This is a genomic window from Bifidobacterium sp. FKU (assembly GCF_026016385.1).
GTDB lineage: Bacteria > Actinomycetota > Actinomycetes > Actinomycetales > Bifidobacteriaceae > Bifidobacterium > Bifidobacterium infantis.
In genome coordinates, this window is sequence record NZ_CP092888.1 from 119579 (window position 1) to 132880 (window position 13302).

At 56.1% G+C, this 13302-nt stretch carries 13 protein-coding genes and 1 tRNA gene; 11 read left to right on the plus strand and 3 right to left on the minus strand.

Annotated elements, in window-relative coordinates:
* The first annotated feature begins 78 nt into the window (after positions 1-78).
* From MMB48_RS00535 to MMB48_RS00555, 5 genes are all read left to right on the plus strand, one after another.
* Positions 79-2598: a LamG-like jellyroll fold domain-containing protein gene (locus MMB48_RS00535; RefSeq protein ID WP_080714885.1), complete on the plus strand. Its 2520-nt coding sequence runs from the start codon at positions 79-81 to the stop codon at positions 2596-2598.
* A 156-nt stretch (positions 2599-2754) separates the two neighbouring features.
* Positions 2755-2828, plus strand: a tRNA-Gly gene (locus MMB48_RS00540).
* Between the two features lie 187 nt (positions 2829-3015).
* Complete coding sequence (locus tag MMB48_RS00545; RefSeq protein WP_230581278.1) at positions 3016-4128, plus strand: MFS transporter; 1113 nt, start codon at positions 3016-3018, stop codon at positions 4126-4128.
* A 429-nt stretch (positions 4129-4557) separates the two neighbouring features.
* On the plus strand, positions 4558-5727 hold the full coding sequence (locus tag MMB48_RS00550; protein WP_032745044.1) for an ImmA/IrrE family metallo-endopeptidase: 1170 nt from the start codon (positions 4558-4560) through the stop codon (positions 5725-5727).
* On the plus strand, positions 5720-6283 hold the full coding sequence (locus MMB48_RS00555) for a DUF4411 family protein (RefSeq protein ID WP_050496308.1): 564 nt from the start codon (positions 5720-5722) through the stop codon (positions 6281-6283). Before MMB48_RS00550 ends, MMB48_RS00555 begins: the two co-directional genes overlap by 8 nt.
* Positions 6284-6299: 16 nt before the next feature.
* Here MMB48_RS00555 and MMB48_RS00560 read toward each other — a convergent pair whose 3' ends face one another.
* Together MMB48_RS00560 and MMB48_RS00565 are read right to left on the minus strand one after the other, a co-directional pair.
* Entirely contained in the window at positions 6300-6500 is a 201-nt protein-coding gene (locus MMB48_RS00560) for a tyrosine-type recombinase/integrase (protein ID WP_208430657.1), read from the minus strand.
* Complete coding sequence (locus tag MMB48_RS00565; RefSeq protein WP_208430658.1) at positions 6494-6640, minus strand: hypothetical protein; 147 nt, start codon at positions 6638-6640, stop codon at positions 6494-6496. The genes MMB48_RS00560 and MMB48_RS00565 overlap by 7 nt, the downstream gene beginning before the upstream one ends.
* Before the next feature lie 650 nt (positions 6641-7290).
* On the opposite strand from MMB48_RS00565, the gene MMB48_RS00570 reads away from it, so the two are divergent.
* From MMB48_RS00570 to MMB48_RS00595, 6 genes are all read left to right on the plus strand, one after another.
* A complete protein-coding gene (locus MMB48_RS00570) occupies positions 7291-7620 on the plus strand; it encodes a hypothetical protein (protein WP_080714884.1) in 330 nt (109 codons plus the stop codon).
* Positions 7621-7739: 119 nt separating this feature from the next.
* The gene (locus MMB48_RS00575) at positions 7740-8465 is read left to right on the plus strand and encodes a GntR family transcriptional regulator (RefSeq protein ID WP_032745042.1); all 726 of its coding nucleotides are present in this window, start codon (positions 7740-7742) and stop codon (positions 8463-8465) included.
* Positions 8452-9480, plus strand: a complete 1029-nt coding sequence (locus MMB48_RS00580; protein WP_032745040.1) for an ADP-ribosylglycohydrolase family protein — start codon at positions 8452-8454, stop codon at positions 9478-9480. Before MMB48_RS00575 ends, MMB48_RS00580 begins: the two co-directional genes overlap by 14 nt.
* A gap of 3 nt (positions 9481-9483) precedes the next feature.
* Entirely contained in the window at positions 9484-10428 is a 945-nt protein-coding gene (locus tag MMB48_RS00585) for a PfkB family carbohydrate kinase (RefSeq protein ID WP_080714882.1), read from the plus strand.
* Between the two features lie 124 nt (positions 10429-10552).
* On the plus strand, positions 10553-12022 hold the full coding sequence (locus MMB48_RS00590) for a purine-cytosine permease family protein (RefSeq protein ID WP_032745036.1): 1470 nt from the start codon (positions 10553-10555) through the stop codon (positions 12020-12022).
* A gap of 32 nt (positions 12023-12054) precedes the next feature.
* Positions 12055-12615: a cysteine hydrolase gene (locus tag MMB48_RS00595; RefSeq protein WP_032745034.1), complete on the plus strand. Its 561-nt coding sequence runs from the start codon at positions 12055-12057 to the stop codon at positions 12613-12615.
* Between the two features lie 221 nt (positions 12616-12836).
* Here MMB48_RS00595 and MMB48_RS00600 read toward each other — a convergent pair whose 3' ends face one another.
* Complete coding sequence (locus MMB48_RS00600) at positions 12837-12995, minus strand: hypothetical protein (RefSeq protein WP_234884536.1); 159 nt, start codon at positions 12993-12995, stop codon at positions 12837-12839.
* Positions 12996-13302: the final 307 nt, after the last annotated feature.

Sequence of the window (13302 nt, forward strand, 5' to 3'; positions counted from 1 at the left end):
TTTTCTAGCGTGTACTCGCTGATGTCGCTGAACCATGGAAACACGTGAGCGCATGAGCGTGAACACAAGGAGAAAACAATGAAAAGACATTACGCTGTACCTGTGGTGCCAGCTATGGTTATGGTGCTAGCTAGCGTTCTGGCAGCTCCGTCCGCGCATGCCGAGCAGTCTGCAACATGGGATTTGCCGCGAGATAAGGATGTCGTGGCGCGATTCGGTTTCGGCAGTGATATTCACGTGGGGCGCGACAGCGGCAAATATGGTTCTGCTGTAGACAAGCTCAAGAATGCGTTGAGCGCTTACCGCCAATCGGGCGTAGATGCGGTCGGTTTTTCCGGCGATCTTACTGATTCCGGTCAAGTCGGCCAGTACCAGACCTTGATGGACACGTTGAACGCCGGCACGGATGATTCCGAACAGGTCATTCTGGCTATGGGCAATCATGAAACACTTGATGCGGGTGTGTCAGATTCGCCGCAACGTTTCAAGAAGTACACCGGGCAAGATATGAACAAACTGGTCGAAGTCAACGGCGTCGATGTCATCACGATGGGACCGCAGAACGAGGATGACGATTATCGGGCGGATTGCGATTTCCTGAAGACTACGCTTGACCGCATCACCTCTCGGGCGAACTACGATCCGAACCGCCCGATTTTCGTGCTGACCCATCACGGCGTGCAGAATACCGCCTATGTGACCAACGAATGGTACGGCGAGTACGGTGCCGGTACCGACCACGACCTGGTGAAACTCATGCAACAGTATCCTCAGATCATTCAGGTTTCCGGACACTCCCACGCCACGTTGGAAGACGCGCGCTCAATTGATCAGAGCTTGGGATACACCAGCATCCAAGACGGTACGATTGGCGCCTATTTCGAGAATGAAAGCGGCAAGGTGGATCCTATTACCGGTACTGCCGCCACTCGGCCGGCCGATTCCGAGCTGGCCTCGCAGGGGTTGTTGGTCGATGTGTATCGGGACGGCACGGTGAAAGTGCATAGGATGAATTTCGCAACCGGCACGTGGATATATCCTGACGAACCATGGACCATTACCGCCGATGGAGCCAAGGCTAACGTGTATGGCAAGAATCGTCCAAGTACCCCGGCCATGTTCCCGGACGGCGCGTCGGTAGGCTTTGACACTGCGAAGACCACCGGGAACAGTGCTGCTGTCACCTTCCCGGCAGCCAAGCCCGCTGACGGCACGAACAACAATATGATTCACTCATATCGCATCACGATGACGCCTAAGAACGGCGGCGAGACGGTATACAAATCCGTGTTCAACGATTATTACTATGCCAAGGCTGGGGTCGGGGCTGCTGGAGCCGTGCCGACCCAGAAAAGCAGGTGGTCCGTTACCGTTAAAGGCCTGACGCCGCAGACGGAATACACAGCCACGGTCGAGGCGCTGACCTCGTTTGAAGAGGAGAACGGGGCTGCCGGTGCCGTGATCGCCAGCGGCCAGACAAGTGTGACCACCAATGAGGCCCCTGCTCCCAGCCCGATGTTCAATGTTGATTTTGGCAGTGGCTCGGCCGATGACTACTACGCTCACCAGTCCGTTAAGCAGGGTGGCGTTTCCGCAATCGAGGATAACGCCGAGCTCGGCCAGCAAGTGCTGCATGTGCGTGGCGGAGATGGTGGATACCGGTACACGATGGAAGACGAGGACTACAACGCCATCGCCAACGGATTCACCACGGATGTCGTATTCTCGATTGCGGATGTGCAGAAGGACCAGTGTGTCTTTTCCAATCAGCAAAATGCGGGATTCGGCTTTGAAGTCGAGAACGGCAAACTGGAATTCTGGCTGAATGCCGGGAGTGGCCGAGCCAAGCCAGCAGTGGCTATTCAGCCCGATACTTGGTATCACGCCAGTGCCGTATACGATGGCAACACCGTAACGCTGTATTTGAACGGCGAGAAGGTTGATTCGGCGTCGGCTAAGAGCGGCTTGGTGATTCCGCCCAACGGCGCAAAATACTTCTTCATCGGTGCGGATACCAGCGGCTCTGGCGCTCCGGAATACCAGATGAAGGAAGGGTATGTTGCTCTTGCGCGCATCTCCAGCCAAGTGTTCTCTGACGATGAAGTTGCCGCATCATATACCAACGCGATGGGCGGCGGCCCGGCCGCCAAGCAAACGGTGCGCCAGGCCTTGACTGCGGCTAAGCGTGTGGTTGAAGCTGGCCAGGGAAACTATAGCGATGCAACGTGGTCTGCGTTCGCCGATGCCTATACCACTGCGCTGGTGCGGGTCGAAGACTTCCGTGCCGCCCCGGCCGACCTCAATGCCGCTGCGGTCGCCCTGCGTTCAGCACAGCAGGCATTGCAGGAAACGAATAGCGGAGATGACGGGAATGGCGGCAATGGCGGGGACGGTGGATCAGACGCTGGTGGCCAGGATGCTAATCAGCCAGGCGGTTCGCACGATTCCGATTCCGGCGCGGACAAGTCCTCCGCCAGTCAGGAAGCCAATGCTGCTGACCGTTTGAGCGCAACAGGTGTGAACACGGCTGGATTGTTGGCCGTAACACTGGTACTTGTTGGTGCGGCGCTGACGCTGAAAGTCGTTCGGCGTAGATAGGCCCGGAAAGGCAATTCGGGCATTGTCTAGATGTGAATAACACCAAAGGCGTGTGGTGGAGCATTGTTCAAGTTCCGGCACACGCCTTTTCCAGGTAGAGAAGTCATGCTACAGTGACTCTTCGTGCAATACGCCAAGAGTGTTGGCAGCGCACGTGCGGACATAGTTCATCGGTAGAATGAAAGCTTCCCAAGCTTTAGAGGCGGGTTCGACTCCCGTTGTCCGCTCCACTTGTCTCAAATGGTGAGACCATCCAATCATTCCAACGTTTTTTTTTAATCTTGTAGACACCTGCTCAATCACTTGGTCTTTTGATGAGATAGTGATTCCTGCGGACATGAGGGGAGGCTTCTAATGCGTGGTCAACAGCGCGCCATTAGGGTTTTGTTTGTTGCGCAGGGACTGAGTCTCGCTGCGATGAGCGTTGACCTAACGGTCACTGCGCTCGTGGGCAGTGAGCTGGCCCCGTTCGCGTGGATGGCGACGATACCGATCGCCTTGATCGCGTTGGGGACGGTGTTCGCCAATACCTTCGTCAATCGCCTCATCGCCCGCATCGGGCACAAGCATGTGTTCGAGGCCGGGGCGGTCATCGCCATATGCGGCGGAATCAGCTCGTTCTGCGCGGTATGGTTCCACAATTTCCCGCTTCTATGCGTCGGCACGTTCGCGGTCGGCATCTATCAGGCGGCCTCCAACTACTACCGTTACGCGGCGGCCGATCTCAACCCCGATACAAAGGACCGGGCCGTGTCCGTGGTGCTGTCGGCAGGCGTCATCGCCGCGATTGTCGGCCCGTTGCTGGCGACGTGGGCCGAGGGACTGTTCCCCGTCCACTACGCAGGCTCCTATCTCATCGTAAGCGTCCTCGGCATACTCGCTCTGGCGACGGTGGCGATGTTCCCGGCAGACCAGCAGATCGGAAACACGCGGCAGCCCGTTGGTTCGGCGCAGAAGGTCGGCCTGCTTGAGCTTCTGCGCCGCCCGCGCTTTCTGCTCGGCATCGCCTTGGGATTCACCGTGTGCTGCGCCATGACCATGATCATGGCCGGCGCCCCGCTGGTGATGGAACATGTGCTGCACGAATCCGACGGCACGCGCATGCAGGCCATGCAACTGCACATGCTCGGCATGTATCTGCCTATGGCATTGATTCCACTGCTCAACTCCAAGAAACGCTCTCACACGGTCTTTGTATCTCTTGCTCTAGGGCTAGGCCTTGTCAGCTGTCTGTTGGGTCTAGGTCAGAACGCTCCGCTCGTCGCGATGGCATTGCTGGGCATCGCCGTCGCCTGGGCACTCGGCTACAACGAGGGCACGGTGTTGCTGGTGAGCTCGTATTCCGCCGACGAAGTGGCGTCGGCCAGAGGCAAGGGCGAGTTCTTCCTCGTATGCGGACAGGTCATCGGCAGTCTGTTGGCCGGCTCCGTCATCGAATTCCTCGGATGGCGGACCATGCTGGCGATCCTGACTCTGCTGTTTGTGCTGACATCCGGTATCGCCATCAACAGTCGAAAGGCTATCGTCTAGCTTTAAATCGAAAAACCAATAGGAATCGGCGAAAGGTCTTGGAACGGGAATTCCAAGACCTTTCGCCGACTTTGCTTCTCAGTAGCTTGTATTCTTGCGATGATCAGCGGCTTTTCGGCATCGGCCAGGTAGGGTTCGACTCCCGTCGTCCGCTCCATTCGCTTCAACGCTGAGGCTGCAAAACCTAATCATTCCAATGATTCTCAATTATGTAGGCACTTGCTCGATCACACGATTTTTGCCGAATTGTTGTCATCGTGTTGTCACGAGAGAGCTTGACTGTTCAGGTTGGATGATTTCTCTTGGTAACCTATTTTTTGAATGGTTATGAGTAATTCTGGGATCTAAGAGAATTCGTGTCGCGAGACATCATCGCATTACCATCTGGTATGGTAAACAATTTTGGCCTAGGCAGGAAAGGAGTGCATTATGGCTGAAATAACCGTTTATCCAGCCACGCTCCGTTGGGCCGTTAAAACAAGTAATGCTGATCCTGCTGCTGTGGCTGCCAGACGAGGTTTGGCAGATTTTCCGGAATGGCTGAGTTCTAGTGAACCGCTTCGTCTCTCCTTCAGTAAGCTGTCGGATATAGGAAAGGCGCTGCAAATGCCATTCGGCAGTCTTGTGCGTTCCTCCGTTCCTGAGCAGCATGAGGATGAGTTGGTTCAGTACCGTACCATTAAGAATCACGGAGTCGAGCCGAGTAGAGATTTGCGAGACGTGATCCGTCTAATGCGTAACCGTCAAGATTGGGCTAAAGATGAGCTCTCTGCACGGGGGCTTGATGAGAACCAGCTTGTCGGCAGCGTTGCTTCTGACATATCCGCTGAAGAGCTTGGGAAGGCGATTCGTGAGAAACTTCAGCTGGATGATGCATGGTATGCGCGCAAAACTGTGGAGGAGCAGTTCCGATACATTAGGCAGCGAGCCAGCGAAAATGGTCTGATTGTGATGGTTGATTCCAAAGTGGGGACTTCTCACAGGCGCTTAAGCGTACAGGAATTTCGTGCATTTGTTCTCTTGGACCCGACGGCCCCATTGATTTTTATCAATCGCAATGATTCCTATTCTGCGATGCTTTTTTCGTTGCTTCATGAGATTGGTCATGTCCTGCTCGGAAGTAACGAAATCTTTAATGATGATTTTGCAATGGGTGAAACGCGGGTTGAGAGGCTTATTAACCGGGCTGTCGTTCAATCTGTCGTGGATAATCAAGATTTTTGTAGCTACTGGAAAGAGTCCAGCCGCAGAAGTAACGATATATTGATGATTGCTAATGAATGTGCGAGGCGCTATGGCCTTAGTGCGTTAGCGCTCACCATTCATGCCAGGTACTTGGGGTTGGCTGCTGATGAAGATGTGCAGACTGTGTCTGAAGAGATGCGGGAGCGTCTTAGTAAAACACGCAGTAGTGATGCAAAAGGCGGCAATCAGAACAACACGAATGCATTCCATCTAGATAGCGGTTTCGTTGGATTAGTGAAGAGCAGCATTGACCGTGGTTCTCTGAGTTACTCTGATGGTTTTTCTTTGCTGGGTGTGAAATCCATCCAGGCTTATGATGGCCTACTCCAGGTGAAGGGGATGGCGAATGAGTGATTTATTTTTGCTTGATTCAGATATTTTTATTAGCTCATTTCGTACCCATCATCCTTTTTCATATAAAGAATTTCATTCTTTCTGGCGTTGGCTAGAGAAATTGGCTTCTGAGGGGAAGGTGCTTCTACTTGATTCCGTTTATAAGGAAATAACGCATAAGAATAGTAAAGGCCAAATCGATGAATTAGGGCAGTGGGCTGAAGCTATTTTTAGTGAACGCCAAATTAGTCATAAGACCGATGAGATTGGTGCGGCTTATGCCCAGGTGCAAGATTATTTGGCTACATGTGGCTGTTATCGTTCTGCCTCGTATGCGCAGTGGGAGCCTGAAGATAAAGCTGATCCTTGGCTCATTGCTGCTGCCAAAGTCCTTCATGCCACCGTCGTGACAAATGAGCAGGCGGTAAAGCCGACGCGTAATCAGCCTTTAAAAAGGGAGCCTAAAATTCCCGATGTGGCTGAAGCTTTGGGCGTGCATACCATGGGTTTGCGTGAATTTTATGACGCAAGTGGCGGTCTCACCCATAGTGCTTATCCGATACAACCGGCATTCTAGTTAAGGTCTGATTGACTTACATAGTTCCTGCGGTTGCGATCTTGTTGCTGATAGATGTTGCCACGTCGTCAAGATCGGTGTCGAATAGGTCTGCATAAGTATCCAGCGTCATGGCCGCGTTCTTATGACCCAACATACGTTGTACGGCCTTGACATTGGCTCCGGAGCTGATGGCGATAGATGCCGCTGGGTGGCGAAGGTCATGGCAGGTTAGCATGGGAACGCCGGAATCGCGCAATGCTCTTGAGTACCAACTGTGGTTTTCGCGGATTGCTCGCGCAGGTGGCCGCCAGAAGGTGAGGTGAACACCAAATCCTCGGCATCCTTACCTTCGCGTTGCTTTTTGAGGGCCTCCATTACTTGCTTTGGAACGGGAACGTCCCGTATCTCCCATGTTTTCGGAGCTCCCTCAAAATGTTTTCTGCCAGAACGCACCCAACTTAGGCGCACCTTAAGTCGGTTGTTCTGGACATCCACATGCTTGACGCGCAATGCAGCCGCCTCGCCCCATCAGAGGCCGCAGAAGCCCAGCGTCAAGATTAAAGCCCGGTAATTGCCGGATGCATTGGCAAGACTAACGTCGGTAATGGAAATGGTAGCATCGGCAAACCCGGCTGCTCTTCGGAATCGTAGCAGGGCAAACCCAATCAGCGGCACGTCAATGCCGATACATCGGGCAACCTACCGAATACCGGTGTTTCGGTGGTAGGTGTGCTATCGGTGATGGCGTTACTGTCCACTGCTGCCGTCGCCATCGGTCGTAAGGCGTCATTCCATGAACGCAATTAGCATTCGATTGGCTCGAGGGTAGGAGCATTCCGTACACAACGAGCAGGCTGTGCTTTGCAGGCGCGTCTGCCCGTTTTTCCATCGGCGGAGGTGTTGCCACATATTCGATATTCGCACTGATCCGTATCATAATGACTAATCGGTGAGGTAGGCACGGCTCATCGCGGCGTATGTCGGGTGCAGATAGATTACAAGTGAGGCGAAGAAGAAGGTCGCGGATGACGATGTTCGGTCCGTCGCCGGACGTCGCGTGCGTCGGCGTCACGCACGACGATGGCACCGTGTTCGCCCGCGCGCCCGATCGTGCGATGAGCCGACCATGGCCATGTACTTCTGATCCGTGCTCCAGCCGTCGGCGGGGAGGTGACGAGAACCGTAACGGCATGATCCGCCGGTACCTGTCCAGGCGCTGCGAGATCAGGATGGACGTGGCGAAGAAAATCAGGGAGATTGTTGACGAGACCGACAGCCGTCCCATGCGCGTGCCGGACTACCTGACACCCAATGAGGCGTTCGTCGACGAATTGCTGGAATTACAGGACCAATAGAGGCGTTGCAGTTCTAAACAGACAACGAGGATGACGCAACTTGTACAAACCTGTGTTATCCTGTATACAGTTGTTCAATGTCAATGCCGATTGTATCAGCATTGTTCTGGAGGTCGAAGATGACTGCTTACACCCGGACGGAACATCTGCGGCACGAGCTCGCCTCGCAGATTAGGAATGGCACACTCAAGCCAGGGAACAGAATCATGTCCGAAACGCGCCTGGCCGAGGAGTACCAGGTCTCCCGCGGCACCGTGCGCAGGGCCTTGGAACAATTGAAGAAGGCGGAACTAATCGAAACCCGTATGGGATCGGGCAGTTATGTGGCGTTCAATGGCGGTAGCATGAGCGGGCCGGACGGATGGACTTCGGCCTCGTTGCGTTCAGGAGCGCCGACCACAACAGAACTGCTGTCCATCGCGTTGGTTGATCGTCCTTCGTCGCTGGAAGGGGAGAGTGAGTGTGAACGCTTCTATAAAATTGCCCGCCGTCGGCTTTTCAGGTCGGCACCGGTCTCGTACGAGGTCTCATACTTACCTGCCATCCCGGCGTTATGTGGAGTAATCGAACGTGCGGGGGGTCTTATCGACGGTTCCATTTTGAAAACCATGGAACAGGCCGGGCTTCGGACAGCCTCCGGATATATGAACGTATCCGCCGATAGGCTCGGCCCGATTGCCGAAACGCTGGAAAAGACCCCGGGAACGGTGTTTCTGTTGTCCGAACGGCACAACTTCGGAGATGACGGCGCGCTGGTCGAATACGTGCGTTCGTTCCTCGATCCGGGCCACTTCACGCTGCATGTCACCACAGGAGAAACTGGAGGAAACCATGGTGATCGATGAACATCTGACCGAACGTGCCCGTGGCGCAATGATAGGTCTCGCCGTCGGCGACGCGCTTGGGATGCCTACCCAAAGTATGTCAGCCACGCAAATCGTCGAATATTACGGCGGTCTAATCCATTCGCTGATGGACGCTGTGCCGCAGCAGCCAATCGCGCCGAATATGCCGGCTGGGTCGGTGACCGACGATACGGAACAGGCATTCGTACTGGCCAATCGCCTTATCGAGGATGACGGTCGAATCGACAACGACGCGTACGCCCAAGATCTCCTGCGCTGGGAGATGAAAATGAAGGCGCGAGGCTCGCTCGATTTACTTGGCCCGTCCACCAGAGCCGCGTTGCAAGCACTGACGGATGGCGTCGAACCGGAACATACTGGTCGATTCGGCACCACGAACGGTGGCGCTATGCGCGCCACCCCAGTAGGCATAGCTTTTAGACCGGGGAAGACTTTGGCCGAGGAAGCCTGGCGATCTTGCGTGGTGACTCACAACACGGTCCAGGGCATCGAATCGACCATGCTTGTATCTGCCGCCGTGAGCTTCGCAGTTGAAGGGAGACGTGATTTCCTTCAGAAGGCGTTGGAGTTCGTGGAATCGCAGCCGACGCGCGGCAACTGGTCGGCCAAAGCGTCCGTCGTGGCTCGCGTGAAGATGTTCATGGAACGGGTCATCAGCGAAGGCGTCACCATATCCGATGATGAATTCGCCGTCATCCTCCGGCGCGACTGTGGCACCAGCGTGGAGGCCAACGAATCCGTAGCTGCGGCGTTCGCCATCGCAACCCGTTTCTTCGACAGACCCACCGAGGCACTGTGCTTTGCGGCCTCCCTCGGCGGCGACACAGACACCATCGCCGCGATTACGGGCGCGATGCTCGGTGCGTGGCATGGGGTGGATGGTTTCGACCAAGCTATTGTCGGCCAGGTGCTACGCCGGCTCAAGGACGACAACCGGCTTGACGTGAGCCGAACGGTGGCGGGACTACTCGCCTTGAGGGAACGGGAAGGCTGAACCATGGGACGTGGAGCCGTTATCTCGCTGGGGCAGGTGATTGTCGATCTGACCATGAGCGTCGGTAAAATCCCCCAACCAGGCGAGGATGTATTCGCCGACAAGGTCGGAATCTGCGTCGGAGCGAGTTACAATACCTTGCATGCGGTACGTCAGATGGGCGTCGCAGCATGCCACGCCGGCGTCCTTGGCATTGGTCCTTGGGCGGACATGATTCGTGAAGTCTTCAAAAATGAAGGAATTCGTCACATCGGTTCCGATGATGTGGACAGGGATTCCGGATTCTGCGTAGCACTGACCGACGCCGCAGCCGAACGAACCTTCATCTCGACGCGCGGTGCCGAAGCCTACGGCGACGAAGACACCTTCCATAACATCGATCCGTCTGACGGTGATGTCGTACATATCAGTGGATACACCTTCGCGCATCATACTGGTGAAGGATTACGGGCTTTCATACGGCGGACCTCGGTAGGACGGAACTTCACTGCGTTGTTCGACCCGTCGCCGGTGGTGGCTCATATCAACGACGAGACGTTTGACGAAGTGGTCAGATACCGTCCGATTTGGTCATGCAATGAACGGGAGGCGACTATTGTCGCGAAGCGTCTGGGATTGCCGGGCGACCGGTTCACGTCCCGTGCCCTAATCGAACAGATGGCGCGGTTGCTGGACTCCACGTTGATCGTCCGTATCGGCAGGGGCGGCGCATGGCTGGCTCGGCCGGACATGGATGCTGAACTCGTTCCAGGATGCCCGGTCCATGCCATCGACACCAATGGTGCTGGTGACTGCCACGCTGGTGTACTGTGTGCCGAACTGAGCTGTGGAATAGTGCTCCATGAGGCGGTCAGAACTGCAAATGCGGCGGCCTCCATTGCAGTGACACGACGGGGGCCGGCCACATGCCCTACAAGAAAGGAGGTGAGGGAAATGCTCTCGTCATGAGAGCGTTTGGTCAGTTTGACCATAAGATGATGTGCCCGCACGGTGTGAGAGCATGAGGGAAGGACGTTCTCACCGGTCTGGGCGCTTTCTGCAAAGTGCAACGAAGCAAAGGAGACCTTACGAAATGAGTAAGGATAGAGGAGCCCTCACTGTCGAGGAGCAGGGCATTGACACAATTTCCGAAGACGAGCGCAAAGGCACACCGGGCAGCTTGTTCTGGCCTTGGTTCGCGGCGAACATCTCCATGTTTGCCATGTCATACGGCGCATGGGCTCTGGGATTCGGTATCTCCCTCTGGCAGGCCACCATCATGGCCATCATCGGCGTGGTCGTATCATTCCTGCTGGTAGGCGTTATATCCATAGCGGGCAAGCGCGGCAACGCGCCGACCATGGTGCTTACCCGTGCCACCTTCGGAGTGGAAGGTGCCAAAGTGCCGGCTGCGTTGAGCTGGATTGCTACACTGGGCTGGGAAATTTCCCTGACCACCACTGCGGTGCTTGCTCTGTCTTCCACCATCACCAAACTCGGCTGGGGTTCTGGTGACGCGCCGAAGCTCATCTCCGCCATCGTGGTGGTCGGTCTGGTGGTGGTCGCCGGCATCTTCGGCTATGACTTGATCATGCACTGCCAGCAGGTCATCACTATCGTGACCGGTGTGATCACCGTCGGATTCTTCATCCTCGGCTGGGGACACATTGACTTCGCAGCCATCGGACGGATTCCGTCTGGCAGCCTGCCGGCCATGCTCGGCTGCTGCTTCTTCGTCATGACTGGCTTTGGCTTGGGGTGGGTGAACATCGCGGCAGACTATTCGCGCTATCTGCCGCGCAAGGCGTCTAATGGTGGCATCGTCTTCTGGACTACGTTCGGCGCATCCATCGCCAATGTGTTCCTCATCTTCTACGGTCTGCTGCTGGCTGGGTCGAACGCCAAACTCGCTGAAAACGTCGGCAACGACCCGATTGGGGCCATGGCGTCCATTCTGCCCACTTGGTACCTCATCCCATACACCCTTGTGGCTGTGCTGGGCCTCATGTCCGGATCTATCATGGACAACTACTCCAATGGATTGGCACTCCTGAGCTTTGGCGTCAAACTACCCCGTACGGCGGCCGCTGGGCTGACCGCCGCGCTCACCGTGGCGGGCGTGGTCTACGTGACCTTCTTCTCCGATACCTTTATTGGCCCGTTCCAAGGTTTCCTAACCACCCTAGGTGTGCCCATGGCCGTGTGGGCAGGCATGTTTGTGGCCGATGTGATTCTTCGCAAGAAGGACTACAGCACTCCCGACCTGTATGATCCGAACGGTCGCTACGGCAAGTGGAACGTTAAGTCGTTCATCATCCTCGCCGTCGGTACCATCCTCGGTTGGGGCCTCGTGATTAACACCGCCGCAGATTGGTTGACCTGGCAAGGTTATCTTCTCTTCCTGATCGGAGGCAAGGATGGCAGCTGGGCTTCAGCTAACCTTGGCGTAATCGTAGCGCTGCTGGTTGGTCTGCTCGGTGCATTGATCTTCCAGCGTGAGGACATCGCCAAGCAGGAGGCGGACCTATCAGAGTTTGAAACGACTCTGTCTGAAGCCAACTGACAAGCGGCGTAACTGTAGGAAAGGAGCGCATGATGATCGCAGAAGACGAGTGGCTGGTTGTCATCGACCGCCAGAAAGTATTTGCCGAAAGCAAATGGTCCACTTGGGCCTGTGCTGGAGGAAGCTACTACAGTACCGACGAACCGTTCGGAAGACTGGCCAAGGCGTTTGGCGACCGCGTGGTCTACACTCGCTACATCGCGCCGATTCCGCCAAAGGACGCCTGGGTTGACTACTTCAAGAACTGGCCGCAATTCCTGGTACCGCCGGACGATCCGATGTACGATTTCACCGATGAGACCGCGGCGCTCGCTGAAGGACACCAAGTGGTGGACCGCACCACATTCGGCAAGTGGGGTTCGCAGTTGATTGGAGCAATCGGCGGAGCTAAGAAGATCACGGTCTGCGGCGTGGCCACTGACTGCTGTGTGCTCACCACCGTGCTCGCCGCCGCCGATAGTGGTGTGGCAGTACGCGTGCCAGCTGATGCCTGTGCCGGCAGCACTCCGGAGAACCAGGAGTTGGCACTCAACACAATGCGCTTGTTCGAGCCACTGGTCACGGTGACCGATACTGAATCAATTCTGGCATAGCAGCATTCGACACACATTCACGGGCGAATGGGCCTTGCGTTGTTCCTCGAACCAACATATTGCGGAACAACGCGGGGTCTTCTTGTTTTGCTGCACCCCGTTGTCTAAATGAAAGTGCAACACCCGTTAGATTGGTAACTGTCTAGGAAACCAGCCCGAAGGGATGTTGCATCTATGGGAGAAGCATGTTCGCACCTGTCGGAAGAGGAGTGCAGGATTGCCTAGGGTGTGTTTACACTAGTTGGGTTTTTGGCTGTGTTTTTCAGGTAGATGGCGATGAGGATGGGCCGGGGGTTGGCGAGGAGGGTCTCGTCGAGCCTGTCGTGGCGGGTGGCGGCCTTGCGGTGGTGCTTCATGCGGTTGAAGACGCGTTCGACCATGTTCCGCCCCTTGTGCGCCTCCCTGTCGCGATTCCATGGGGCCGCACGGTTCCCCTTGGGCGGTGCGGCCGGCGTCAGGCCGAACGACTCGGCCGGCAGCCGGGTGGAACCCCCGTACGCGCGGTCCATGAGCGGGCGCGTGCCCATGGACCGCGTCGCGCTCGTTGCCCGGGCTCAGACGGATCTCGACGACCGCGCTCCCGCCGTCGGATGGCACGTGAACTTTGGTATTCCACCCTCCCCGGGAGACGCCGACGGACCGGGAGCCCCTTTTTCGGCGCCCCGGCCGTGTGCCGGTGGACCTTCA

What these genes read in the sequence shown, in the direction of transcription:
- MMB48_RS00595 (WP_032745034.1), top strand. Translation starts at nt 12,055, where the DNA reads ATGATCGCAGAAGACGAGTGGCTGGTTGTCATCGACCGCCAGAAAGTA.
- MMB48_RS00585 (WP_080714882.1), top strand. Translation starts at nt 9,484, where the DNA reads ATGGGACGTGGAGCCGTTATCTCGCTGGGGCAGGTGATTGTCGATCTG.
- MMB48_RS00565 (WP_208430658.1), bottom strand. Translation starts at nt 6,640, where the DNA reads ATGGAGGCCCTCAAAAAGCAACGCGAAGGTAAGGATGCCGAGGATTTG.
- MMB48_RS00580 (WP_032745040.1), top strand. Translation starts at nt 8,452, where the DNA reads ATGGTGATCGATGAACATCTGACCGAACGTGCCCGTGGCGCAATGATA.
- MMB48_RS00570 (WP_080714884.1), top strand. Translation starts at nt 7,291, where the DNA reads ATGACGATGTTCGGTCCGTCGCCGGACGTCGCGTGCGTCGGCGTCACG.
- MMB48_RS00550 (WP_032745044.1), top strand. Translation starts at nt 4,558, where the DNA reads ATGGCTGAAATAACCGTTTATCCAGCCACGCTCCGTTGGGCCGTTAAA.
- MMB48_RS00560 (WP_208430657.1), bottom strand. Translation starts at nt 6,500, where the DNA reads ATGCTAACCTGCCATGACCTTCGCCACCCAGCGGCATCTATCGCCATC.
- MMB48_RS00575 (WP_032745042.1), top strand. Translation starts at nt 7,740, where the DNA reads ATGACTGCTTACACCCGGACGGAACATCTGCGGCACGAGCTCGCCTCG.
- MMB48_RS00590 (WP_032745036.1), top strand. Translation starts at nt 10,553, where the DNA reads ATGAGTAAGGATAGAGGAGCCCTCACTGTCGAGGAGCAGGGCATTGAC.
- MMB48_RS00545 (WP_230581278.1), top strand. Translation starts at nt 3,016, where the DNA reads ATGAGCGTTGACCTAACGGTCACTGCGCTCGTGGGCAGTGAGCTGGCC.
- MMB48_RS00555 (WP_050496308.1), top strand. Translation starts at nt 5,720, where the DNA reads ATGAGTGATTTATTTTTGCTTGATTCAGATATTTTTATTAGCTCATTT.
- MMB48_RS00600 (WP_234884536.1), bottom strand. Translation starts at nt 12,995, where the DNA reads ATGGTCGAACGCGTCTTCAACCGCATGAAGCACCACCGCAAGGCCGCC.
- MMB48_RS00535 (WP_080714885.1), top strand. Translation starts at nt 79, where the DNA reads ATGAAAAGACATTACGCTGTACCTGTGGTGCCAGCTATGGTTATGGTG.